Source organism: Dehalococcoidia bacterium, assembly GCA_021295915.1.
GTDB lineage: Bacteria > Chloroflexota > Dehalococcoidia > Lucifugimonadales > UBA1123 > VXRN01.
In genome coordinates this window covers 1-22,168 of record JAGWBK010000022.1, presented here as the reverse complement: position 1 = coordinate 22,168, position 22,168 = coordinate 1, and the positions used below count along the sequence as shown (strand labels likewise).

The following is a 22,168-nucleotide window of genomic DNA, read 5'->3' as shown; positions in this document are numbered from 1 at the left end:
TCAGTTCATGTAGCCAGCTGGATTCCAGTCCCAGGCCGATCGTTAGAATCAGGTCTGCGTCTGCAACCCGAGCGGTATCTCGGGCTCCGGGTTGGAATGAGTGCGGGTCCGCATTTGGCGGCAACAGCGAGAATGCGTCCACGCGCTCGCCTCCAACACGCCTCACCCAGTCAGCCACTATGTTGCTGGTGGTGACTACTTCGATTGGCTCCATTGCGGGTGGACTGACCACCGCTGCAGGTGCCGAGGTCGGAGCAGGCGCAGGAGCCTGTGGGGCAGCCGGCGCTGTGGTTGGGGCAGGAGCAGGGGCCTGCTGTGCCGCCGGCGCTGTGGTTGGAGAAGCCGGAGCCTGCTGCGCTGATGGAGCCATAGTTGGAGGAGATGGACTGGCAGCAGACTCCGGCGGGGAAGTGTCATCACTACAAGCGACGATGAGCCCTAGTGCGGCTATCGTGCTGATAATAAGTATCAGTTTGTGGAATGAAGTTTTCATTTCAATCATATCTCCGTGAACTCCTCCCTCCATGGAGCTTGAGGTCTTACTTTTTTGAGAGAAACAGTCTCAATAGAGATTACTTCTTACCATACATACTATGACTCTAGTTGATACCTTAAGTCAATAAGGCTGTCGATAATAGAATATAAGACAAGCGAGACGCTGTGTCAATAGCCCGCAGTGGGTTATGTGGGTAGTCGAGCCTGTGATCAGTGCGACTAACTATCATGAAATTTCAGTGAACACACTCGCATTTGGCTTTTTCCACTGGAATTGGAAGCCAGCGTGTCCCGATTGCTAAAATCAAAGTTGCCCCCTGCGTTTTCAGCTAGCCGAAGGACCGTTTATGACTACTTCCGACTTCACGCAAGATGCAGCGGTGTTCAACGAGTGGCAGTTTCCGGACGGACGACCCAGGCCACATTACACTCACCTTGCAGAGGTCGCGGAGAAGCTCGGAACAGAGGGGCTTGCAGAGAGGTGGCGGTCCGCGCGTCGTCAGGTTGAGCACGACGCTTTCACCTTTTATCTCGACCCCAAGCAGTTTCGCCTCACGCCCGCGGACTGGATTCCCCGTATCATCCCGAGCCATCACTGGCAGGCAATTGCGGAAGGCGTATCGCAGCGCATCCGGGCGCTGAACAGATTCCTCTTCGATCTCTACAACGACGGCCAGGACATCGTCCCTCCTGACGTCGTGTTTACATCCCAGTACTTCTATCCGGAGGTGCAGGGGTTTAAGCCCAATAAGGACATCTTCGTTCACATATATGGTGTCGACCTGGTTCATATGGGCGACGGCGAATACTACGTGCTGGAGGACAATCTCAGGATTCCGTCCGGCATCTCATACCAGCTCAAGACTGTTGAGATGGTCTCTGAAATCGTTTCTGAGTTCGCGAGCGGATATGACGTGGAGGAGTATCGGATCAGGGAAGCATTCCTGGATATGTTTCACTCCCTGTGCGACAACCCCTCTCCCATGTGCGTGCTGCTAACGGACGGCAAGTATGGCTCAGCCTTCTTCGAGCACCGCTATCTCTCCGAAGTCCTGGGAATCCCTCTCGTGGAGGGTACCGACCTATACGTTGGATACGATGGGCGTGTCTACACCCGGACAATTGACGGCGATGTGCCGGTGGATGTCATCTACCGGCGCGTAGAGGACCTTGAGATATTCGTACCAGGACTGAGGGATGCCTATCTGGACGGGAAAGTCACCCTGGTGAATGGACTGGGGGCAGGCGCCGCTGACGATAAGCTGGTATTCATGTGGGTGCCCGAAATGATCCAGAAGTACCTGGGTGAGACGCCTATACTCAGCCAGGCGCCCAGCTACAGTATGCAGGATCCGGAATCTCGGCGCTTCGTCATGGACAACCTTGACGACCTCGTGGTCAAGGAACGGCAAGGCTACGGCGGGACCGGCGTGTACGTCATGCCGGACCTTGACGCAGACCGCAGGGCCCAGGTAGCCCAGAGAATACTGGAAGACCCGGACGAGTACATCGCCCAGGAGACGCTGGACTTTTCAAAGCACATGGTCTTCAATGACGCGGATGGAGTACTGGAACCCCGGCACATTGACCTTCGCGTGTTCGCAATCCAGGACGGAAATGGTAAGGTGACAGTCTTCCCCGGAGGCCTGACTCGAGTGGCCCTCCCCGGGGGACGGATTACCAACAACTCTTCGGGTGGCCTATGCAAACCGACCTGGGTGGTGAGATAACCCGTCAGTCCCTCACCGTCTCATACATTTACGCGGCTCGATACGGCTACTCCGGTACGGTTCTGCACAACGACAACCAGATCAGGCTGTTTCCGCGAGAGGGTGAGGGTCAGAACCCGCTGAAGGGGGAACTCTGGACGATTCCCTCCGGTGTCGGAGTCGAGTACAGCGACCGGTTCGGCAACCGCGTGCATAGGACCCGCATAGTAGAGCATCATGAGGCGCTCGTGATCGCAACCGCGGGTCAGGTGAGCCTGGCGACCGAAGCGCCGGCCATTGAAGACATGCACATCGATGAGGCAAAAGGACAGCCTGGCGCGCTGGAGTACCTGTTGCCCTCGCCGCTGGTATCCCCCGACACCGTCGCCACACTCACATTCAGAATTGCTTCGGGCTCCGACTCGATGATGCGGGTGGTCCGTGAAGTGACCAACTGGGTCTACACCGAAGTAGAGTACAAGAGGGGCACTACCGACGTTGCAACGACCGCCGATCAGGTGCTCAGCGTCATGAAGGGTGTCTGCCAGGATAAGACCCACTTGGCCCTGGGTATGCTGCGCGCCCTGGACATTCCGTGCCGGTACGTCAGTGGGTTGCTCACTGGTCAGACCGGCGAGACCCACTCCTGGGTCGAGTTCATGCACCCGATGCACGGCTGGATCGGCGCAGACCCCACCAGGGGTGTGATCGCACCGCCGGCTCGCGACTACGTGAAGCTGTCCGTCGGGCGGGACTACACGGACGTGTCTCCAGTCAAGGGCTCCTTCTTGTCGAAGGGAGGGGCAACCGAACACGCAGCAATCGCGTCGGTACGTTTTGAGCAAGTCAGCGCAGACCTTAACGAAGCTCTCCGGATGCTGAACGAAGCTTACGTTGTCAGCACATTTTGACACCAATTGTTCCTGCCGTCATTCCCGCGAACGCGGGAGTCCAGAGGCCGGGACTCAACCCCACTTTCAATACAAGAGAGGAAGAAGAAATGGATCCCAGGACAGTCACCTTGGGAACGGACCGATGGCTGACAGACTCCCGCGTCTACAACCTTGTGTGGCTCGGCCGCTGGATTGAACGTGCGGAGACTGTCGCGCGCGTGCTTAAGTGGGCAGCCGAGCAGGATAGAGGCGACACGAAGACGTCTCCAGGCCTCGATGAGATCGCCCGAATGGCGGCATCCGTTCGGGGCGTAACATTAGAGACTGGCGAGTCCCCGCTGGACGCGCTGCTTTCTGGTGACAGCGGGTCTTCGCTAAGAGGCTGCCTCGCGGCTGCCAGGTACAACGCTACTCACGCTGCACCTGTCGAGGTGATTCAAAACCTCGGCGTCGCCATTAGCATACTGGATGATCTTGGCGGACTGCCTTCCAGCGCCGCTGAAGTGGCGTCACTCATGGCAGACATGCTCACTCAGCTTGATCAGCTTCATCAATCCATCGAAGGGGCATGGTTCCACTCGGAGGCCCTTTCCGAAGAAGAGGTATTCCGCCGGTTCATGCAGCAGTAGCGGCACTCGCTTCACGTACAGGCATAAGAGGTGAGCGTCGAGAAGTTGACACCCGATTGGGCTATAATTACCTTAAAGACGCGACGGCAGGTTGGTCACACTGCCAGCCTATGACCCAACCAACCCTCGAGGAGGATACCGTGGCAGAACAACCAAGCGAAAAAGCTATGCAGCGAATGCGGGTCTTCGTGGAGAAGTTCACGGAGAAGTCCGGCACTTATGTTCATCCTGGAGAGGGCGTCACCGAGGCCGTGATTCTGGGTCTCGCCCAGAACATAGACGACACCGGACGTCCGCTCTGCCCGTGCAGGTTCTACCCGGACAAGCAGGAAGAGGTCAAGCACCGCACCTGGATCTGCGCGTGCGACGACATGCAGATCTACAAGTATTGCCACTGCCTGCTATTTGTCGATGAAGAGGGCCTGCCCATCACCGAGTACCTGCCTGAAGACCACGAGGGCAGGGCGATGTACGGCGAAGTGAAGGACCCACATCCCGACAAGGGCCGAGTGCTCCGACACAAGGCCGAGGAGCGCGAGATCGAACGACGGGAACGCCCGTCCTGAGTCACTTCCTCAGGCCCAATCCATCATTCACCAGGCCCAGTCCGTCATTCCCGCGGAAGCGGGAATCTAAGGGCTGGGGGACATTCAACTGCGGTTCGTCCTCTTCCTCAAGGGAGAGGGCTTAGAAATAGGAGTCCGAATGAGCACAGCAAGCAAAACAGTCACAGTGTATTCCACCTTGGGATGCGGATACACCGATATGCTCAAGGAGCAGCTCAAGCGCGACGGCATCGAGTACGAAGAGGTGAACCTGTCGCTGCACCCGGACCGCTGGCCGGAAGTGCTGCCCCACACCGACGGGCAGCGCATCAGCCCGGTGATGATCGACGGTGACGAGGTTACCGTCGGCTTCAACGGCATCGGCTGCTACGGTTAGAGGCGAGCTGTGGCAAGTACCGCTGTAATCTACACCCATCCCGAGTGCACGATCTGCGTCTCCGTCAAGATGGAGCTAGACGAGCAGGGCAAGACCTACGAAGAGGTCGACCTCGGCGACTACCCAGAACGCTGGCCAGAGGTCGAGGAGTTGACAGGCGGGGAAAAGATCACCCCTGTCTACGTCGAAGACGGTGAAGTCACCATCGGCTACAGAGGAATCGGCTGCACCTTCTACTAGATCATGAAGATGTAGGGACGGTCCGTAGCTAGTGGAGATGTAGAGGAGGTTCGCGAACCGCCCTTGCTACCCCCCAATCGTTCGCCCTGAGCTTGTCGAAGGGTGGCCGGCAGACGGTTTGTCAGCCCGGATGGCCGCACGCGTTCGTCACCGGATCAAGTCCGGCGCAGGCTCTGAGCCTGTCGAAGGGTGGCCTGTAGACGGCTTGTCAACCCGGAAGGCCACATCCGTTCGTCCTGAGCTTGTCGAAGGACGGTTTGCAGACGGTTCGCTGCGCGCACGCTCGGGTAGCTCCTCCTACAGCAGCCGTCCGATCGGCGCTATACACTCCGGCACGTCGTTGGCCGCCGAGTTGACGATCCTGGAGACCTCATAGGCCGTCATCAGGTCCGACGGATACGGCGCAAGCAGGTCCGACAGCACCGACGTATCGTCCAAATCTGGGTCCAACCAGACGGACTCTGTGTCAGGGTCGAGAATCACAGGCATCCTGTCGTGGATCTCTGACACCAGTTCGTTGGCTGACGTCGTGACAATCGTGCATGACAGCATCCAGCTATCGTCGGGACGCTTCCACGCCTCCCAGAGACCCGCGAAGGCGAACGGCTCTTCAGACTCCAGCATGATTCGTATCGGAGTGCGGGTCTTCCCGTTGCGCTTCCACTCGTAGAAGCTGTCCGCAACGATCAGGCACCTGCGACGTTTGTAAGCAGCCCTGAAACTGGGCCTTTCGGATAGCGTCTCGGCCCGTGCGTTAATCATGCGGCTGTCGATCTTCGGGTCCTTCGCCCACGAGGGCACCAGCCCCCAGCGCATCATTTCCGCGCGGTTGCCGTCGCCGTCGTTCCTGATCGCGAGAATCTCTTGCGTCGGAGCGATGTTGTACCTGGGGTAGGGCGACTCTCCAAATTCAGAATAGCGCTCTGAAATTTGCCTGAGATCAGCTTCAGGCAGGTCGAACCTCTGCTCGACTCCATACCAATCGACTAGCACAAATCGTCCGCACATCTAGCAAAGCCCCTAGTTCCTTCACGCGCCAGGTCTTCCCTGGGCACTCAGCCACTTCAGCCGCTGTTCCCTGCGAACACGCTGATCGGGAGGCTTGAACCTGGCGTGGAAATCCTGCCGGTATGACTCGAACGTTCCCGAGACAATCGCCACGCGCATCTCCTCCATCAGTCTGAGGATGAAACGCAGATTGTGGATCGTCGCCAGGCGAAATCCCAGCAGTTCTTTTGACTTGAACAGGTGGCGCACATAGGCTGCCGAGAACGTCTCACAGGTATAGCAGTCGCATCCGGGTTCTAGCGCCTCGTCTCGGGCTCGATGGGGAGCCGCGTAGATGTTGATCCGTCCTTCCCGTGAGAAGAGGGCACCGTTGCGCGCGATCCGAGTGGGCAGCACGCAGTCAAACATGTCGATGCCTTGAGCGACGCTCTCAACAAGATCTTCAGGTGAGCCAACCCCCATCAGATATCTTGGAGCATCGGTGGGAAGCAGCGAGGTGGTGAGCTTCGTCATCCCGTACATCTCGGACTTGGTCTCCCCCACGCTGAGCCCCCCGATCGCGTATCCAGCAAAGTCCAGCGAGACTATTTCACTCGCGGAGCGTTCCCGCAGGTCCTCGAACATCCCACCCTGGACTATGCCGAACAGGAGCTGGTCTTCACGAACATGGGCCTGCCGGCAGCGGGACTCCCATTCCGTAGTACGTTCTAGTGCCTTTTCAACCGTATCTCTGTCGGCGTCAGCAGGGACGCACATGTCAAGAGGCATGATGATGTCCGACCCGATCTGCTCCTGCGCCCTGACGGTCGACTCAGGGGTGAACTTGTACGGCGAGCCGTCTATGTGTGACTTGAAGAGAATCCCGTCGTCTTCGATCTTGCGCAGGTGTTCCAGGCTGAATCCCTGGAAACCGCCGCTATCCGTAAGGATCGGGCCGTCCCACCGCATGAATGTGTGCAGCCCACCCAGTTCTTCGAGAAGATCGACCCCCGGCCTCAGGCAGAGGTGGTACGTGTTTCCGAGAACGATGTTGGCGCCCACAGCCCGAAGGTCAGGGGGATCGACAGCCTTGACGGATCCCTGCGTCGCCACCGGCATGAAGAGCGGAGTTGGCACATCTCCGTGCGCAGTGTGAAGCACTCCCGCACGAGCGGCCCCGGAGGTGGCATCGAGCCGAAGAACGGGTCTGGGATACGTTCGTGCCACTGTCAGGTTAGCCTCAAATGAATCTTCGCGTACCTCTGTATGTGCAGCTTTAAACTGCCCTTACACGAATGGCCAGGGGATGTTGTAGTTGGGGTCGAGTCTTGGAATCACAGGATCGCTGAGCATGAACCGAAGCCTCTTCGTGAGCGCCTTCAGTTCCGGTCCGCTGAGCGTTTCCCTGAGTTCTGAAGTGTCCTCCGAGCGTGTATCCAGCTTGCGGTGAAGCCGGCCCAGGTCGGCCACCAGCTCCGTTGGTACTTCGTGACCCCAGAACTCCATCATCACGGTGCGCAGTTTGAAGCTCGGATGAAACGTGAGCCCATGGTCGATACTCCAGATGCGCTGATCAGTGCCGACCAGGCAGTGGCCTCCCTTGCGGTCGGCGTTGTTGGTGATCAGGTCGAACACCATGATCTTGCGCAGCTCTTCGTGGCTGGAATTCTGCTTCACGATGTCGAAGTACGTCACGTCCGGGTCGCTCTCGACGTAGTGCTGGACCATACCTATGCCGTAGGGTCCCTCTCTGAGCAACGTCAGCGGGATGTTTGGCCATCCCAACAGCCTGCTCAGTAGAAACGCGGCCCGCTCGCGCTGGTACAGCGTACCCGACGGGAAGTCCCACAGGGGGCGTTCGCCGTCCCTGGGCTTGTAAATCGCTCGGAGATACTTGCCGGGACCGGCGTCGATCCACACCAGGAACGTGTAGTTCGAACCCCAGGGCATCCTGTGGCCGCCGGTAATCTCACCGGACTCGAGCAGTGGACGTGCCTCGTCCTCGTCCATCTCGACGTGGGTCGCATCCTCGGGGACCGGAAAAACGACACGGTAGGACTGTCGGTTGCGGCGGGCCATACTGAGCGTATCGGCTGTCAGAACTCGGAGTGGATCACTCCGGGTCTGCCAGGTCCTCAGGGGTGAGCTTTGCGTGGCCGTTAACGCGGGCGCATCTGTGGCCGTCAGGGTCGACTGCCCTTCCGCACAGCGGACACAGTGGTCTCCCTGCAGCGCACACTCTCAGCGCCTCTTCGGAGAAGCCGCTGATCTGCTGCTTATCAGCCCAGACCCGGATTGTCGCCCGCTCCTCGTCCTCAGCATCGTGGGCGTCGATGATGAAGAGCCCTCGACCTGCGTCGTGACCTAACACCAGCTTCATCACCTTGAAGTCCAGGCTGGTCAGACCGGGCGCCTCCCGATCATTCGGTGGTCCCCCCGTGGGATCCTGCTCCTCGGTGAGGGTCGCCATCATCTGCTGGATGGCCAGGGCAAGCTGGAAGAGCTGCTCCTTCTCGATCCATATAGATGCCGAACTGCTGGCGCTGTCCACTTGGATCCGGAAAGTGCGCTGGCCCGGTTCGCCAAACGACTCCGCGCTCAGCTTCGATACACTTGTGAATTCGTTTCTGGCTCTTGGCATAATACTGCGGTTCATATTAGTCCTAAGTCCTGATCGTAGCAAGTAAGCTGGGCACGTTCTGCACACATAAGTGTGGAATCGATTGACCCGCTCGGATGCGCCTGGAAGGCTTCAGGAATTCCTCTTTGCGCAAATCAGTTGACCCGCGCGAAAACGCTTCGTTATACTTGAGGTTGCTATTCTTGACTGCATTGATCAACAAAACAGGAGAGACGCTTTTATGACCACACAAAAGGTCATCTCAAGGCAGACCGGAATCGAGGAATCCCAGTACAAGTGGGGCTTCGAATTCGATTACGAATCGGAGACTGCCCCAAGGGGCTTGTCCGAGGATACCGTCAGGTTCATTTCACACAAGAAGAACGAGCCCGAGTGGATGCTGGAGTGGCGTCTCAAGGGCTTCAGGCACTGGGAACGCCTCGACCTGGAAGAGCCGACCTGGGCGAACGTCACATATCCTGCGATCGATTTCCAGGACATGGTCTACTATGCAGCTCCAAAATCCCAGAACGACGGGCCCAAGAGCCTCGACGATGTCGACCCCGAGATTCTCGAAGCATTCGACAAGCTCGGCATCCCTCTTGAGGAGCAAAAGAAGCTGAGCGGCGTGGCGGTCGACGCAGTCCTCGACAGCGTTTCCGTCGCCACCACCTATAAGAAGATGCTCGAAGACGCGGGCGTCATATTCTGCCCAATCTCCGAGGCGGTCCAGAAGCACCCCGAGCTTGTGCAGAAGTACCTCGGGTCTGTTGTTCCATACACTGACAACTTCTACGCGACTCTCAACTCGGCAGTCTTCAGTGACGGCTCCTTCTGCTACGTTCCCCCCGGAGTCCGCTGCCCAATCGAGCTGATGACATATTTCAGGATCAACGAACTCGACTCAGGACAGTTCGAGCGTACCCTGATAATCGCCGACAAGGGCAGCTACGTCAGCTACCTCGAGGGCTGCACGGCCCCAATTCGCAGGACTCACCAGCTTCACGCCGCAGTGGTGGAACTTGTCGCTCTGGAAGACGCCGAGATCAAGTACTCGACCCTGCAGAACTGGTACCCTGGCGACAAAGAGGGCAACGGCGGGGTGTTCAACTTCGTCACCAAGCGCGGCGCCTGCCGCGGCCGTAACTCCAAGATTAGCTGGACGCAGGTCGAGACCGGTTCAGCGGTCACCTGGAAGTACCCGAGTGTGATACTCCAGGGCGACGACTCCGTCGGCGAGTTCTACTCGGTCGCACTGGTGAACAACTACCAGCAGGCCGACACTGGCACCAAGATGATCCACATGGGCAAGAACACCAAGAGCACGATCGTCGCCAAGGGGATCAGCGCCGGCAAGGCGCAGAACACCTACCGTGGGATGGTCAGGATCATGCCGTCCGCGTCTGGCGCGAGAAACTTCACGCAGTGCGACAGCCTCCTGATCGGCGACGAGTGCGGAGCGCACACCATTCCGTACATCGAGGTCAGAAACCCCACGGCCCGGATGGGTCACGAGGCCACCACGTCGAAGGTCAACGACGACCAGCTCTTCTACCTCCAGCAGCGAGGCATAGACCAGGAAGAGGCCAACTACATGGTCATCAACGGCTTCTGCCGCGGCATCTTCAAGGAGCTCCCTTTCGAGTTCGCCGCCGAAGCCAGCCAGCTCCTCCGCGTAAGCCTCGAAGGCACGGTGGGCTAGACCAAGTTCAGCTATGACTCAGGCCGAAATCGAGAATCACATAGTGACCGCTGAGCGCTTCCTCCGGCACGCGGAGGAAGAATTCGAGGCGGGCGATCTGCCACAGGCTTCTGAGAAGGCGTGGGGAGCAGTTGCCCACTATCTGAAGTCTGTTGCCAAGTTCCGAGGGTGGCGCAACAGGTCCCACTCCGACCTTAACTACATCGCCACTGACTTATCGTATGAGACCGACGATCCGAGAAGTATCAGGCGGCTATATGGGAGCGTGAGCAGTCTTCACCAGAATTTCTATGAAGATTGGCTCCCTGAGATATCTATTGCCGAAGGTATTGAGGACGCGCGAGAGATGATTCATGGTCTGGAGACTCGCACCGGACGACCTTTGGATCCACGACCCTCACAGGCCAACAGAAGTAGGCGACGCTAGGTGCCTTTTCAAGTGTCCTTATGGAAAAGATCCACAACGCAGTCTTCTCTTCAGACCGCCGATACCGCTACTGGCTGGAGGCGAAACTGTCCGACGCTGACGGTATCTGTATGTTCCTGATGCTGAATCCGAGCACTGCTGACGAGGTACAGTCAGACCCGACCGTGACGCGAGCCAAAGGGTTCGCACGGTCATGGGGCTACGGCACACTGTGGGTCTGCAACATATTTGGTCTCAGGGCCACCCAACCAGCGGTTCTCAGGCAAGACCCGGAACCGATTGGAGCCGACAACGACGAACACATCATGGATTGCGCACTCAAAGCCGACGAACTCGTCTGCGCATGGGGCAATCACGGAGAACACCTCGACCGGGGTTCGCACGTCATGAATATGCTGGAGAGTCATGCATCCGGTGTGAAAATGGGCCACCTTGGCATGACATTGAAGAATCAACCAAAGCATCCGCTCTACTTAAGGGCGGACACACCACTTAGCTATTTTGGGAACTTGAACTAGAAGGCAGGACTCACAAACGCAATGCTAGAAGTACGCGATTTACACGTTTCAATTGACGATACCGAGATACTGAAGGGGATAAGCCTCTCGGTCAGCGAGGGCGAAGTCCACGCAATCATGGGGCCGAACGGCTCCGGCAAGAGCACTCTGGCCAACGTCGTCGCAGGCAGGCCCGAGTACACGGTGACGTCCGGCGACATCCTGTTCGACGGACAGAGCGTCATCGAGTGGTTCCCCGAAGCCCGCGCCCGAGAGGGCATATTCCTTGCCATGCAGTACCCTGTGGAGCTTCCCGGCGTGCGAACGTGGCAGTTCCTCAAGGCTGCCGTCGATGCGCTGCGCAAGCACAAGGGCGAGTCCGAGCTCTCCGTCCGTCAGTTTGACAGGATGCTCGACTCGAAGCGTGAACTGGTAAACATAGACGACGACCTCGTGCGACGCTCGGTTAACGAGGGCTATTCGGGAGGCGAGAAGAAGCGGAACGAGATACTTCAGCTTGCACTCCTGGATCCCCGCCTCGCACTGTTGGACGAGACCGACTCCGGACTGGACATCGACGCGCTCCGCGTGGTGGCCGACGGTGTGAACTCGTTCAGGAGCCCCGAAAAGTCGATCGTGCTGGTCACTCACTACCAGCGCATCCTCAACTACATCGAGCCCGACTACGTTCACGTACTGGTCGACGGCCGCATCGTCCGCTCCGGCGGCAAGGAACTTGCGCTGGAGCTGGAGGAGAGGGGCTACGACTGGATCATCGAGGAGGCTGCGGTCACCGGGTAACCGTTGGTGACCAACCAAGCAACTATGACACAGACACTAGACACATATCGCCAATACGCCGACCAGTACTCTGGTCTGCCTTCAACAGGCCCTTCCTGGCTCAACACGCTCCGGCAGAAGGGCTATGACAACTTTTCGAGGCTCGGATTTCCCACTGCCCGAAAGGGCAACGAGGAATGGAAGTACACCAACGTAGCTCCCATCGCCAGGTCCGAATTTTCTCTCCCAACCCAGGCGAGCGCCCCTGAGATCGAAGTAATTCGAGAGGCTGCGCCGTGGGTGGACGACTGGAACACTCTGGTCTTCATCAATGGGCAGTACAGGAGCGACCTCTCCAATACTCACGAACCGGACAGCGTCACGGTTTCGAGTTTGCGGGATGCACTGAGTGGGGACGGCGCCGTAATCCAGCAAAACATCGGCACACTCGCCTCAGTCGAGGACGACGGCTTCTCCGCCCTGAATACCGCCTTCATAACCGACGGCGCTCTGGTACATGTGCCAGCAGGCACGCGCATGGAACGCCCGGTGCACCTGGTGTTCGTCACTTCAGACGAAGATAGCATCGTCGCCCACCCAAGGGTGCTCGTCGTTGCGGGCGCCGAATCAGAGTCGACCGTCGTCGAGAGCTACATAGGCCTCGGAGACAACACCTACCTCAACAATGGCGTCGCCGAGTTAGTTGTTGAGGAGGGGGCGCAGCTGGAGCACTATCGACTCATGGACGAGGGCGACTCGGCCTACCACGTAGGAGTCGCCAGGGTCCACCAGAAAGACGGAAGCAGATTCGCCTCTCGCGCCTTCTACAAGGGTGTCGGAATGGGTAGGCACGACCTGTACATTCACATTGGTGACGGCTGCTCGACCGACCTTAGCGGGCTGTACATAACGTCCGGCAACCAGCATGTCGATAACTTCATCAACATCGACCACACGAAGCCAAACTCAACCAGTAACCTCTACTACAAGGGAATACTCTCCGGCCGCTCAAGGGCAGTTTTCGGAGGCACGGTATTCGTTCGTGAAGGGGCGATGAAGACGGAGGCCCTGCAGTCGGACAAGAACCTGCTGCTCTCCTCGGACGCCGAGGTAGACTCCAAGCCTGCCCTGTTCATCTGGGCCGACGACGTGAAGTGCGGCCACGGTGCGACGGCAGGGAACGTAGACGAGTCAACCGTCTACTACATGCGCAGCCGCGGGATCGATCTGGAGACCGCCAGCCGCCTGCTCATATTTGGCTTCACTTCAGAGGTCATCGATACAGTTGACATACCAGAGTTGCACGACTACCTGGAAGAGTCGTTCCTCGACGCCATTCCGAAGTACGAATTTTCATTTTGAGGAACCGATCCACTGCCACCTCTCCCTTGATGGGTGAGGGTAGGTATTCACAAACCGTCATTCCCGCGGATGTCCTTCGACAAGCTCAGAGCCCGTCCCGGACTTGATCCGGGAACGAACGAACTGCCGGTTTACCTACCCCTGTAAGCCCTTGATGGGTGAGGGTAGGTGTGAGGATGATTATGAACGACCTTACTGACCTGTACGCCGAAGTTGTGATGGACCACAACCGCAGGCCCCGTAACTTCAAGAAGATCGACGATCCGGACCGCAGCGCAGAGGGCTTCAACCCTCTCTGCGGAGACCAGATATCCCTGTTTCTCACCATGAACGGAGAGGACGGTATCGAAGATATTGGCTACGTCGCTGTCGGATGCGCTATCTCCAAGGCTGCGGCGTCGATGATGAGCGAGGCAGTCAAGGGCAGAAGTTCCGAAGACGCAAAGAAGGTGATCGAGAACTTCAGGATGCTCCTGACCAGGCAAGCCGGCGACGACTTCGACTACGAGATACTTGGAGACCTCGAGATACTCGAGGGGGTCTCCGGCTACCCGACGCGAATTAAGTGCGCGACGCTGCCGGTGCATACCCTGGCATCTGCACTTCAGGAGTCGAAGAAAGAGACTGTTTCCACGGAGTAGCAATACCAACTGCTTCGGAGGAGGTGGAGACATGCACATACCCGTCAAAGTCGATTATGGAGTAAGAGCGCTGGTTGACCTTGCGCTTCATCACCAGAGCGCCCCGGTGCGGGCCAGCGAGATTGCCGGCAGGACGATGATTCCCGAGCCATACCTCGCGCAGGTGCTTCATGCGCTTGGGAGGGCCGGACTAGTCAGGTCGCAGCGGGGCAGGCAGGGTGGCCATACTCTGGCGATGGAGCCCGGCGACATCAGCCTGAGCAGCGTCATGGAGTGCCTTGGGCCGAGCGATAACCTGGTTGCGTGCCTGGTTGACCTCCGCGCCTGCATTCATGTGCCCACCTGCGCACAGCGGGAGGTTTGGCAGGAGGTTGAGCTTGCGGTCGACCAGATTCTTAGCTCCAGGACAATTGGGGACTTGGTGGACAGGAGCAACGCAATACTCTCGGCTTCGTCGACAGGCTCGCAACCATTAGACTTCTCCAACACTCAGAACTAGATTCCGTGCGTTTGTCGGCTTCAGCGTAGGTGACGAACGAGAAACGGTAGATACATCGATAGGTCAGATTCAGACTAGGAGCGACAATCATGGCATTCGTTAAGGTAGGCAAGGTTGAGGACGTACCGGCGGGGACCGCCAAGGTCTATGAAGTTGGAGACCGGGCCATAGCGGTCTGCAACGTTGACGGGGACTTCTACGCTATTGACGATGTATGCACCCATGACGAAGCACCTCTGGCTCAGGGATACCTCAGCGGCCACGAGATAGAGTGCCCCAGGCATGGCGCATGCTTCGACGTACGTACAGGCGACGTTACCGCGCTCCCGGCTGTCGTGCCGGTCGACACGTTCCCAGTGCGGGTCGATGGCGATGACATCGAACTCGACGTTTAGCCTTTTGAGCAATACTCACATCTCAGGGCTAATGCCCCGGAGCCTCGTACATGTTAGACGTTGAGAAGATCAGGCAGGACTTTCCCATTCTGAGTAGGAAGGTCTACGACAAGCCTCTGATCTACCTGGACAATGCGGCCACCACCCAGAAGCCGCGCCAGGTGATTGAGGCGCTCGTGGAGTACTACGAGCGATACAACGCCAACGTGCATCGCGGCGTACACGCGCTCAGCCAGGAGGCGACAGAAAGGTACGAGGAAGCGCGCGCCAATGTGGCCCGCTTTATCGGAGCCGATAGCTCCAACGAGATTATCTGGACGCGCAACGCGTCTGAGTCCCTCAACCTCGTCGCATATACGTGGGCCGAAGAGAACATCGTCGAGGGCGACGAGATCGTCGTCACTCCGTATGAGCACCACTCAAACCTTGTGCCATGGCAGAAGGTTGCTAGAGACAAGGGGGCGAAGCTCCGAATCCTGCCCATGCGGGAGGACGACAACAGCCTCGACATGTCGCGTGTGGACGAGTTCATCACGCAGAGGACCAAGCTGCTGGCGGTGGTCCACATGTCAAACGGCATCGGGATCGTCAATCCTGTCCGGGAGCTTGTGGACAAGGCGCGGGCTGTCGGAGCGACCGTGCTCATTGATGCCACTCAAAGCGCGCCCCACATGCCCGTGGACGTCAAGGCACTCGACTGCGACTTCCTTACCCTGAGCGGCCACAAGATGCTTGGCCCAACAGGTATTGGCGCGCTATACGGCAGGCAGGAAATCCTGGAGGGCATGGAGCCGTTCATGCGGGGCGGCGAGATGGTGCTCGAGGTCTGGTACGACCGCGCTACGTGGAACGACGTGCCTATGAAATTCGAGGCGGGTACGCCCAATATCGCCGACGCCATCGGTTTTGGTGCGGCGATCGACTACCTGGACAACCTCGGAATGGAAAACGTTCGAGCACACGAAATCGCCCTCAGCGCCTACGCATTGGATGCGTTCAAGGAACTCGAAGAGGATGTAGTCATCTTCGGCCCGAGAGACCCTGAAAAGCGTGGAGGGATCATCTCGTTCCACTCGGACATCGTTTTCTCGACCGTGATGGGATAGCCGTCCGAACTGGACACCACTGCACCATGCCGCTGATGCGAGAGCTCGGCGTAGTCGCGACGGCCCGTGCGAGCTACTACCTCTACAACACCGAGGAAGAGATCGACGCCCTGGTCGACTCTGTCAAGCGCGCTCTCAGGTACTTCTCGGATGGCGCTGGGTAACCTCGACGATATCTACCGCGACGATCTGATCCTGGACCACCGCCGGCACCCCAGGAACCCTTCCAACATTCCGGATGCCGACGTGATCGCTGACGGTGTGAACCCCTTCTGCGGTGACGAGATCCACCTTCAGATCATGCTCGACGACCAGTCTCGCGTGTCGCAGGTTGGCTTTCAGGGCGAGGGCTGCTCGATCAACCAGGCTACGGGCTCGATGCTCTCCGAAGCGATCAAGGGCCTAACCCTGGCGGAAGCCGAAGTGCTGTCAGGCAGTTTCCACCGTATGATGCAGGGGCCCGATCCCACACCGTCGGAGCTGGACAAACTGGGTGACCTGGGGTCCCTCGCGAAGGTGCGGGAGTTTCCCGTCAGGATCAAGTGTGCCCTTCTGGCATGGTCAACCCTGGAGGACGCCATCGAAGGCCGGGGGTAGGGGCAGGTTTCGATCCTGGCCCCTACTTATCCAGCCAAACTCGCGCCCAGTGATGATACTCGTAGGCGCTGAAGTTTGGGTGAAAGTCCCTCACGTGGTCACGCCAGGTCCAGATCGACTCTTTGGCTGCTGGCATGAACCTGTATCCCTGATCAAGAACGCGCTCCTGGATGCTTCGGATCAGAGAAGCACGCTTCTTGGAGTCGAACTCCACAGCCTGCGCCTCGATCAGTTCGTCAAGAACCGTGTCCCTATGCCCGGTCGTGTTCCAGATGCCCTCGCTGTGAAGAACGGGAAAGAGAAAGCCGTTTGGAGCCGTTATCGGCGCGGGAGGCCCAAGCATCATCTGGTACTCGCCGCCTAGCCAGACCCGCTCGCCGAACTCACGCCTGTTGACTATGTCCGTCTCGACCTCGAATCCCAACTCCTGAAGTTCCACCGAGATCGCGTGCGCGTGAGAAGTGTACGCCTCGCCAAAGTCCCCTACGGTGATGACCACTGGGATCGGGACAGTCACGCCCGCGTTGCGAAGTAGAGTCTTTGCGTCCGAGCGTCGATCGAAACGCCCGGCAATCTCATTCTGAGGAATCAACCACTCCGGCGATGCAGAAGAGAAGCCCTGACCGACGAACCCGAATCCTCCCCAGTGCTCTTCGATGGCCTTCATGGGCTCCATCCCGAGGATAGCCGCACGTCTGACCTCAAGGTTGTCGAACGGCGGCTCTGTTGTATTGAACGCGACCTCCGCCCCGACTCCGGGTTGGGGCACCTTGATGAAGGGCGCAAGGGGGAACCGGTCTGTGTAAGTAGTCCACTCTCCGGGGCTCATGTTCATGACATCGATCATGCCGGTCTGAAACGCGGCATTTCGTGTGCTTTCGTCAGGCATGATCAGGATGTTCAGCTTGTCCAGCAGAGGAAGGCCCTGCTCATAATAGAGAGGATTCGGACTGAATTCGTGCTTGTCGTCGCGAGCCGTACCGGCCAACACCCACGGCCCTGACCCAACGGTGGGACCGTCGCGAAGGTCGCCGTTCAGTTCTACGGCCTCCCTGGCTACAATCTTGGAATGCCCATCGGCGAAAGCCAGGAGTGCGTCAGCATCCGGGGAGTCCAGGGTGATCGCGATTGTGTGCTGGTCCAGTTGGCGAAGTTCGGCGACGTTGTAGAGCAGGGCTGAGTTGGGAAGCTCCGGGCCGGCTTGGCGCAGATAGCTGAAGACAACATCCTCCGCCGTGACCGCCCTGGCATATACCGGGCCTATGTCCTGCCACCGCGCGTCGGGCCTGAGTTCGAACCTGTACGTGGTTGGCGATTCCATGGTCCACGAGGTACACAGGTCGCACTCGACGGCAAGGCTCGGCAGGTTCACGTCCGACCCCGACTTGAGCCTCAGCAGACGTGAGTAGGCGATTCCCGGCCCCCACGTCGACAGGGAAGGGGAGACGTCCATGTGGACGTCCAGGTGGGCGATGTTCTCGGAGGTGGACAGGTTCAGAGTCCCACCGCGCCGTCTCGAGTCAGGAGTGGGCGCCGGCGTAGGGGTAATTGGGACAGGGGTGGCCGTACTGACTGGCGCCGGAGTCGGACTCGGAGTTGTCGTTGGCGGAGTTGGTGTAGTGGTCGGCTCGGGCGTCGCGGTGGGCGACGGGACAGCCGTGGCAGTCGGAGCTATCGTTGGCAGAGGCGTCGGTGTCGGCTCGACACTCTGACCGCAACCGGCGACGAAGGTCAGAAGCAGGCAACTCAGCACTGTGGACCAGATGAACTCCAGTCTCATGCAGACTCCGCTTCCAGTCTGTCCTTCAGGCCAGCGAATGCAGACCGTAAACGACCGATAGACCCGATTCCCTCACGAGGCAGAAATACTGCAGCCATGATCGTTGGAGGCAGGAAGAACACGGCGTGGGTGATGATGGCGAATCCGAATCCAGACTCACGGCTAACGCCGAACAGCTCGAGCACATAAACAACAGCAAACTCAAAGGTGCCTATTGCCGCGGGAGCCGCAGGCACGGCGGTGGCGAAATATATCGTCCCCATGATGACGGCGGTCGCGACTACAGGCGTGATTGACAGACTTATCGAATCTGCGATCATCCACGCAGTCACTCCGACCAGCAGCCAGTACACGAACGTAACTCCGGTGGAAGCCGCCAGACGGGTCCTCTCCCTCTCCAGGTCTTTCACGGCGCTCAGGAACTCTGCCAGAAAGGTGATTCGAGTCACCCACTCAACCCCAGCGCTGCTCCATGCAAGGATTCTGACGACCACCACCGATGCGACGGCAATGCCGATCGCTCCCCAGATGTAGAGCGTGAACCGCTCCATCTCGGGAATCAAGACCAGTGCGATTCCCAGTATCACAGCGCTGACGATTAGATCGAGAACTCGTTCCATTCCTACGGTGGCGAGCGCGACTGACGGCCGAACGTTATCTCGCAGTGACAGGATCGCTATCTGCACGGCCTCGGATGCCACCCTGACAGGTACTACGTTGTTAAGACCTATGCCAATGTTCTGCACGACGAACAGACGGTTTGTGGAGACGGTCCCGTCGACGAAGAGCGCTCGCCAGCGGACGGCCCGCAGGTAGTTTGCAACCATGAAAACGAGCGTAGCCAGGGCCATCATTGTGATGGATACCCCGGAAAAGGCATCCACGACCAGCCCCCAGTCCAGGCCCCTTACGGCGAGCCAACCCAAGAGACCGCTCGCAGCGACTCCCAGCCCGACTCTCGCGACCGTCAACACCCAACTTCTCAAATATGCCTCACATGACAACGCCCGCGGTGCGCGGGCGATTGCATTCTGAGCTAGTATAATGACCGCCAGGGACGATTGACCATAACAGAAGACTCCTGCGGGACGGGCGACTCTCCAGCATGTACATAGACAGCCACGTGCACTTGGACTCATTTTCGGACACAGAAGTCGGGGAGATACTCGGCCGCGCCCGAGATGTGGGAGTTCACGCCGTGATCTCGGCAGGAACGACTATACCCTCGACAGAGAGGTCTCTCGCGCTTTCGGCGAAGTACGACGGCTTCTTCTCAGGTGTGGGCATCCACCCTATGGACATCCGCGAGCCGTTCACAGACCAGACCTACGAGACTCTCAGGAACCTGTACTGGTGATGAGCGAGATTGGCCTGGACTTCATGGAAGGAGCGCCTGACCGCGCCATCCAGTACCCTGCCTTCAGGGAGCAGATTCGGCTGGCCCGCGAGCTCGAACTTCCAGTCGTGTTCCACAGTCGCGAATCTCACGACGAGGCGTTCCGCGTGCTGCGCGAAGAGCGTGCCTACGATGTCGGCGGCATCATGCACTACTTCCAGGGAGACTTCCAGACTGCGAAGAAGGTCATGGACCTCGGCTTCTACATCTCGCTTGCGCGACCCCTGCTGCGGCTCACGTACCTGCAGGAGGCCGCAGTCAAGGTTCCCCTGGAGAGTATCGTCCTGGAGACAGATGCGGCGCCCCAGCCATTCAAGTCCAAGCGCGAAAACTGGACAGAACCCAGGCACGTTGCCAACGTCGCTCAGACTCTGGCAGAGCTCGTGGAGGAAGTGGAAGAAGTCACGACGCGAAACATGCGTCACGTACTTGGCGCCAGGTGGGACACCATGCTCAGCTACCTGGAATCGGCAGAACATCTTTCGTGAGCCGCCTCGGGCCCGTCAGTCCCTGGTAACAAGCCTTTCGAGAACGAAGGCACGCGCACGATCTTCGTCGACGCTGAGAGCTATGGTCACGTTTCCATCTCCGTATTTAGCCTTCGTCCTGCCGCGATGCTCGCCATCCTCATCGACCGTAATCGATCCGTGTCTATACTGGAAGAGGTCGGCCGCCACTGCGGCGGCAACCGTAACCGGGTCGCACAGGACGTAGACGTCGCGCCCTGGGTGTGAATCGAACCACCCCTGCATGATCCGGGCCGATACCTCCTCGCCTTTCGAGGTGCCTGAACGCCAGTCAGTTCCGTTGCGGTCGAATCCCACGGCGTCTCCCACATCCAGGCCAACGAGAGTGATTGGAATTCCCGAGTCGAACACGATGCTAGCCGCATGAGGGTCGGCGTAGATGTTGAACTCGGCTGAAGGCGTCACGTTGCCAGGGACCTCGACGGCTCCCCCCATCACGTAGATGCGCTTCACATGTCTCATCTGTTCGGGTCCTCGCATTATCGCTCGCGCCACGTTGGTCAATGGACCCAGCGCGATGATCTCCAGCTCACCGTCAGCCTGTTCAGCGGCAGTGTGCATATGCTCGGCAGCCCGCGCTGCAATTGGCCTGGAGTCGGTAGTTGGCAGACGTGTCGTCAGACCACGTGGACCGTGGTAATGATAGGAGAACCTGTTCTTCACCTTCAGGGGTCTGTCTGCGCCCTTGGAGACCTGTATGTCAGGCCGGCCGAGATAGCTAAGCAGTCGTAGTGCATTTCGCGTTGTGTCAGCCAGGCGAGCGTTTCCCGCAACGGCCGTGACACTGCCTATCTGCAGCTCCGGCGAGTTGACTGCCATGACAAGAGCAATGGCGTCGTCGGTTCCTGTGTCTGCATCGATGATTACTTTCATGGCACTTCCTGTATGTACAACTTCGGTCTTACGAGAAATTCATCGCCGTCCGGCACGAGTGGCGAACGAATCCCACGCTTCACTGGACGTGTATTTCAGTTGCAATCCGAGCTCGCGCTTCAGCTTGTCCACACTGGCGGTCCACCTGTAGCTGATGAAGTCCAGCCCACATGCGGGGGCGTCTGACTGCAGACCGAGTTCCCATGCCAGCGAGGTGAGTGATCGCCACGCCACTGGAGGGAGCCTCAGCATCCTGCGCCCCATGACTACCGCCATTTGAGTCCAGCTGATGGTGCCGTCGCCGGCGACATTGTAGGTCCCCGCTGTCCTATCCTCCAGGCACTTCAGGATTATGTTCATCAGGTCATCTTCGTGGGTGAACTGCATTGGTGGGTCGGCATGGCCAACGCGAGGCAGGACCGGCTTGTGGAACGCATTGGCAATGAAGTTATCTGCGCGTGGCCCCATGACAGGACACCCACGCAGGATCGTGACGGCGGTTGTTGGACGCTCCTCAGCATACTCGGTAAGTAGCAGCTCGGCGGCTACCTTGTCCTCGCTGTACTGGAATCCCGGGATTGGCCGTACGGGATGCTCTTCGGTAAGAAACTCGGGATTGTCCGGGTGGGCTCCGTACACCGATGTGCTGCTCAGGTAGACGACGTGGGCCACGTCCGAGTTGCGACACGCCTCCACGAGGTGTTCTGTGCCCAGTACGTTCACCTTCCTGGCGTGGTCATGGTTGCGTCCGGGGTTGAGCACGTAGGCCAGGTGTGCGACCGCGTCGATGTCATGTTGGGCAAGAAGTGTGGGGAAGCGTTCGGTGACGTCGAGCTTCACGAATTTTGTACGTTCACCGTAGGTAGAGCTGGGTGCCCGAATGTCGGTCGCCAGGATGTAGCTGACCGAATCTCCCTCATCAAGGCGCTCGATGAGCCTGCTGCCGAGGTAGCCCGCGGCGCCTGTTACGGCAACTCGCAGCCGTCCGTCAGTCATCGGCGACTGTATCACTGAAGTCGAAGCTCAAGGTGCCCAGTCCCGGAGCATCGAATCCCATGCCGATCTTGTGCG

General features: G+C 58.7%; 25 protein-coding genes and 2 pseudogenes. 18 read left to right on the top strand and 9 right to left on the bottom strand.

Annotated elements, in window-relative coordinates; genetic code table 11:
• The coding region (locus J4G14_08040) for a zinc ABC transporter substrate-binding protein (GenBank protein ID MCE2457752.1) at positions 1-493 on the bottom strand (493 nt) is incomplete at its 3' end.
• A 349-nt stretch (positions 494-842) separates the two neighbouring features.
• Between J4G14_08040 and J4G14_08035 the strand changes: the two genes are divergently transcribed.
• The 6 genes from J4G14_08035 (at position 843) to J4G14_08010 (ending at position 4,908) form a co-directional block, all read left to right on the top strand.
• Positions 843-2,225 (top strand): circularly permuted type 2 ATP-grasp protein, encoded by a 1,383-nt coding sequence (locus tag J4G14_08035; protein MCE2457751.1) that lies wholly within the window; start codon positions 843-845, stop codon positions 2,223-2,225.
• A complete protein-coding gene (locus tag J4G14_08030) occupies positions 2,198-3,115 on the top strand; it encodes a transglutaminase family protein (protein MCE2457750.1) in 918 nt (305 codons plus the stop codon). The genes J4G14_08035 and J4G14_08030 overlap by 28 nt, the downstream gene beginning before the upstream one ends.
• An 89-nt stretch (positions 3,116-3,204) precedes the next feature.
• Complete coding sequence (locus tag J4G14_08025; GenBank protein ID MCE2457749.1) at positions 3,205-3,726, top strand: alpha-E domain-containing protein; 522 nt, start codon at positions 3,205-3,207, stop codon at positions 3,724-3,726.
• Positions 3,727-3,836: 110 nt separating this feature from the next.
• Positions 3,837-4,292 carry a ferredoxin:thioredoxin reductase gene (locus J4G14_08020; GenBank protein ID MCE2457748.1) on the top strand — a complete coding sequence of 152 codons (456 nt, stop codon included), beginning with the start codon at positions 3,837-3,839 and terminating at the stop codon, positions 4,290-4,292.
• 139 nt (positions 4,293-4,431) lie between these two features.
• Entirely contained in the window at positions 4,432-4,668 is a 237-nt protein-coding gene (locus J4G14_08015; protein ID MCE2457747.1) for a glutaredoxin family protein, read from the top strand.
• A gap of 9 nt (positions 4,669-4,677) precedes the next feature.
• Positions 4,678-4,908 carry a hypothetical protein gene (locus J4G14_08010; GenBank protein ID MCE2457746.1) on the top strand — a complete coding sequence of 77 codons (231 nt, stop codon included), beginning with the start codon at positions 4,678-4,680 and terminating at the stop codon, positions 4,906-4,908.
• Between the two features lie 297 nt (positions 4,909-5,205).
• Here J4G14_08010 and J4G14_08005 read toward each other — a convergent pair whose 3' ends face one another.
• Genes J4G14_08005 through J4G14_07990 form a run of 4 tightly spaced genes read right to left on the bottom strand, consistent with a single transcriptional unit; the run spans position 5,206 to position 8,551 of the window.
• Positions 5,206-5,916, bottom strand: a complete 711-nt coding sequence (locus J4G14_08005; protein MCE2457745.1) for an SOS response-associated peptidase — start codon at positions 5,914-5,916, stop codon at positions 5,206-5,208.
• Between the two features lie 21 nt (positions 5,917-5,937).
• Positions 5,938-7,122 carry a tRNA guanosine(34) transglycosylase Tgt gene (gene tgt, locus J4G14_08000; GenBank protein MCE2457744.1) on the bottom strand — a complete coding sequence of 395 codons (1,185 nt, stop codon included), beginning with the start codon at positions 7,120-7,122 and terminating at the stop codon, positions 5,938-5,940.
• 60 nt (positions 7,123-7,182) lie between these two features.
• Positions 7,183-7,974 carry an SCO1664 family protein gene (locus tag J4G14_07995; protein MCE2457743.1) on the bottom strand — a complete coding sequence of 264 codons (792 nt, stop codon included), beginning with the start codon at positions 7,972-7,974 and terminating at the stop codon, positions 7,183-7,185.
• A 34-nt stretch (positions 7,975-8,008) separates the two neighbouring features.
• Positions 8,009-8,551: a DUF3090 family protein gene (locus J4G14_07990; GenBank protein ID MCE2457742.1), complete on the bottom strand. Its 543-nt coding sequence runs from the start codon at positions 8,549-8,551 to the stop codon at positions 8,009-8,011.
• Between the two features lie 205 nt (positions 8,552-8,756).
• Here J4G14_07990 and sufB point away from each other — a divergent pair, with 205 nt between their 5' ends.
• The 10 genes and pseudogenes from sufB (at position 8,757) to J4G14_07940 (ending at position 16,521) form a co-directional block, all read left to right on the top strand.
• Positions 8,757-10,217 carry a Fe-S cluster assembly protein SufB gene (gene sufB / locus J4G14_07985; protein MCE2457741.1) on the top strand — a complete coding sequence of 487 codons (1,461 nt, stop codon included), beginning with the start codon at positions 8,757-8,759 and terminating at the stop codon, positions 10,215-10,217.
• A 13-nt stretch (positions 10,218-10,230) separates the two neighbouring features.
• Entirely contained in the window at positions 10,231-10,644 is a 414-nt protein-coding gene (locus J4G14_07980) for a PaREP1 family protein (protein ID MCE2457740.1), read from the top strand.
• Between the two features lie 20 nt (positions 10,645-10,664).
• The gene (locus J4G14_07975) at positions 10,665-11,162 is read left to right on the top strand and encodes a DUF1643 domain-containing protein (protein ID MCE2457739.1); all 498 of its coding nucleotides are present in this window, start codon (positions 10,665-10,667) and stop codon (positions 11,160-11,162) included.
• A 21-nt stretch (positions 11,163-11,183) separates the two neighbouring features.
• Positions 11,184-11,942 carry a Fe-S cluster assembly ATPase SufC gene (gene sufC / locus J4G14_07970; protein ID MCE2457738.1) on the top strand — a complete coding sequence of 253 codons (759 nt, stop codon included), beginning with the start codon at positions 11,184-11,186 and terminating at the stop codon, positions 11,940-11,942.
• A gap of 24 nt (positions 11,943-11,966) precedes the next feature.
• On the top strand, positions 11,967-13,283 hold the full coding sequence (gene sufD, locus J4G14_07965; protein MCE2457737.1) for a Fe-S cluster assembly protein SufD: 1,317 nt from the start codon (positions 11,967-11,969) through the stop codon (positions 13,281-13,283).
• 179 nt (positions 13,284-13,462) lie between these two features.
• A complete protein-coding gene (locus J4G14_07960; protein MCE2457736.1) occupies positions 13,463-13,924 on the top strand; it encodes an SUF system NifU family Fe-S cluster assembly protein in 462 nt (153 codons plus the stop codon).
• A gap of 31 nt (positions 13,925-13,955) precedes the next feature.
• Positions 13,956-14,423: an Rrf2 family transcriptional regulator gene (locus J4G14_07955; GenBank protein MCE2457735.1), complete on the top strand. Its 468-nt coding sequence runs from the start codon at positions 13,956-13,958 to the stop codon at positions 14,421-14,423.
• A gap of 89 nt (positions 14,424-14,512) precedes the next feature.
• Positions 14,513-14,818 (top strand): non-heme iron oxygenase ferredoxin subunit, encoded by a 306-nt coding sequence (locus J4G14_07950; GenBank protein MCE2457734.1) that lies wholly within the window; start codon positions 14,513-14,515, stop codon positions 14,816-14,818.
• A gap of 50 nt (positions 14,819-14,868) precedes the next feature.
• Positions 14,869-16,088, top strand: a pseudogene (locus J4G14_07945) (cysteine desulfurase).
• Positions 16,075-16,521, top strand: coding sequence for an SUF system NifU family Fe-S cluster assembly protein (locus tag J4G14_07940; protein MCE2457733.1), 447 nt, complete (start codon positions 16,075-16,077; stop codon positions 16,519-16,521). Before J4G14_07945 ends, J4G14_07940 begins: the two are co-directional and overlap by 14 nt.
• 22 nt (positions 16,522-16,543) lie before the next feature.
• Here the strand turns inward: J4G14_07940 and J4G14_07935 are convergent, their stop codons facing one another.
• The gene (locus J4G14_07935; protein ID MCE2457732.1) at positions 16,544-17,974 is read right to left on the bottom strand and encodes an ABC transporter substrate-binding protein; all 1,431 of its coding nucleotides are present in this window, start codon (positions 17,972-17,974) and stop codon (positions 16,544-16,546) included.
• Between J4G14_07935 and J4G14_07930 the strand changes: the two genes are divergently transcribed.
• Positions 17,973-18,233: a hypothetical protein gene (locus J4G14_07930; GenBank protein MCE2457731.1), complete on the top strand. Its 261-nt coding sequence runs from the start codon at positions 17,973-17,975 to the stop codon at positions 18,231-18,233. The two genes, J4G14_07935 and J4G14_07930, sit on opposite strands and share 2 nt — an antisense overlap.
• Positions 18,234-18,297: 64 nt before the next feature.
• Here J4G14_07930 and J4G14_07925 read toward each other — a convergent pair whose 3' ends face one another.
• A complete protein-coding gene (locus J4G14_07925) occupies positions 18,298-19,272 on the bottom strand; it encodes a flippase-like domain-containing protein (GenBank protein MCE2457730.1) in 975 nt (324 codons plus the stop codon).
• A 134-nt stretch (positions 19,273-19,406) separates the two neighbouring features.
• Between J4G14_07925 and J4G14_07920 the strand changes: the two are divergent.
• Positions 19,407-20,185, top strand: a pseudogene (locus tag J4G14_07920) (TatD family hydrolase).
• A gap of 15 nt (positions 20,186-20,200) precedes the next feature.
• Here J4G14_07920 and J4G14_07915 read toward each other — a convergent pair.
• Positions 20,201-21,097, bottom strand: a complete 897-nt coding sequence (locus J4G14_07915) for a nucleoside hydrolase (protein MCE2457729.1) — start codon at positions 21,095-21,097, stop codon at positions 20,201-20,203.
• A gap of 39 nt (positions 21,098-21,136) precedes the next feature.
• On the bottom strand, positions 21,137-22,093 hold the full coding sequence (locus J4G14_07910) for an NAD-dependent epimerase/dehydratase family protein (protein MCE2457728.1): 957 nt from the start codon (positions 22,091-22,093) through the stop codon (positions 21,137-21,139).
• Between the last annotated feature and the right edge of the window lie 75 nt (positions 22,094-22,168).

What these genes read in the sequence shown, in the direction of transcription:
- J4G14_08035 (MCE2457751.1), top strand. Translation starts at nt 843, where the DNA reads ATGACTACTTCCGACTTCACGCAAGATGCAGCGGTGTTCAACGAGTGG.
- sufD (MCE2457737.1), top strand. Translation starts at nt 11,967, where the DNA reads ATGACACAGACACTAGACACATATCGCCAATACGCCGACCAGTACTCT.
- J4G14_07930 (MCE2457731.1), top strand. Translation starts at nt 17,973, where the DNA reads ATGTGGACGTCCAGGTGGGCGATGTTCTCGGAGGTGGACAGGTTCAGA.
- J4G14_07980 (MCE2457740.1), top strand. Translation starts at nt 10,231, where the DNA reads ATGACTCAGGCCGAAATCGAGAATCACATAGTGACCGCTGAGCGCTTC.
- J4G14_07910 (MCE2457728.1), bottom strand. Translation starts at nt 22,093, where the DNA reads ATGACTGACGGACGGCTGCGAGTTGCCGTAACAGGCGCCGCGGGCTAC.
- J4G14_08025 (MCE2457749.1), top strand. Translation starts at nt 3,205, where the DNA reads ATGGATCCCAGGACAGTCACCTTGGGAACGGACCGATGGCTGACAGAC.
- J4G14_07935 (MCE2457732.1), bottom strand. Translation starts at nt 17,974, where the DNA reads ATGGACGTCTCCCCTTCCCTGTCGACGTGGGGGCCGGGAATCGCCTAC.
- J4G14_07975 (MCE2457739.1), top strand. Translation starts at nt 10,665, where the DNA reads ATGGAAAAGATCCACAACGCAGTCTTCTCTTCAGACCGCCGATACCGC.
- sufB (MCE2457741.1), top strand. Translation starts at nt 8,757, where the DNA reads ATGACCACACAAAAGGTCATCTCAAGGCAGACCGGAATCGAGGAATCC.
- J4G14_08015 (MCE2457747.1), top strand. Translation starts at nt 4,432, where the DNA reads ATGAGCACAGCAAGCAAAACAGTCACAGTGTATTCCACCTTGGGATGC.
- J4G14_07995 (MCE2457743.1), bottom strand. Translation starts at nt 7,974, where the DNA reads ATGGCCCGCCGCAACCGACAGTCCTACCGTGTCGTTTTTCCGGTCCCC.
- J4G14_08020 (MCE2457748.1), top strand. Translation starts at nt 3,837, where the DNA reads ATGACCCAACCAACCCTCGAGGAGGATACCGTGGCAGAACAACCAAGC.
- J4G14_07940 (MCE2457733.1), top strand. Translation starts at nt 16,075, where the DNA reads ATGGCGCTGGGTAACCTCGACGATATCTACCGCGACGATCTGATCCTG.
- J4G14_07955 (MCE2457735.1), top strand. Translation starts at nt 13,956, where the DNA reads ATGCACATACCCGTCAAAGTCGATTATGGAGTAAGAGCGCTGGTTGAC.
- J4G14_07915 (MCE2457729.1), bottom strand. Translation starts at nt 21,097, where the DNA reads ATGAAAGTAATCATCGATGCAGACACAGGAACCGACGACGCCATTGCT.
- J4G14_08030 (MCE2457750.1), top strand. Translation starts at nt 2,198, where the DNA reads ATGCAAACCGACCTGGGTGGTGAGATAACCCGTCAGTCCCTCACCGTC.
- J4G14_07990 (MCE2457742.1), bottom strand. Translation starts at nt 8,551, where the DNA reads ATGAACCGCAGTATTATGCCAAGAGCCAGAAACGAATTCACAAGTGTA.
- J4G14_07950 (MCE2457734.1), top strand. Translation starts at nt 14,513, where the DNA reads ATGGCATTCGTTAAGGTAGGCAAGGTTGAGGACGTACCGGCGGGGACC.
- J4G14_08005 (MCE2457745.1), bottom strand. Translation starts at nt 5,916, where the DNA reads ATGTGCGGACGATTTGTGCTAGTCGATTGGTATGGAGTCGAGCAGAGG.
- sufC (MCE2457738.1), top strand. Translation starts at nt 11,184, where the DNA reads ATGCTAGAAGTACGCGATTTACACGTTTCAATTGACGATACCGAGATA.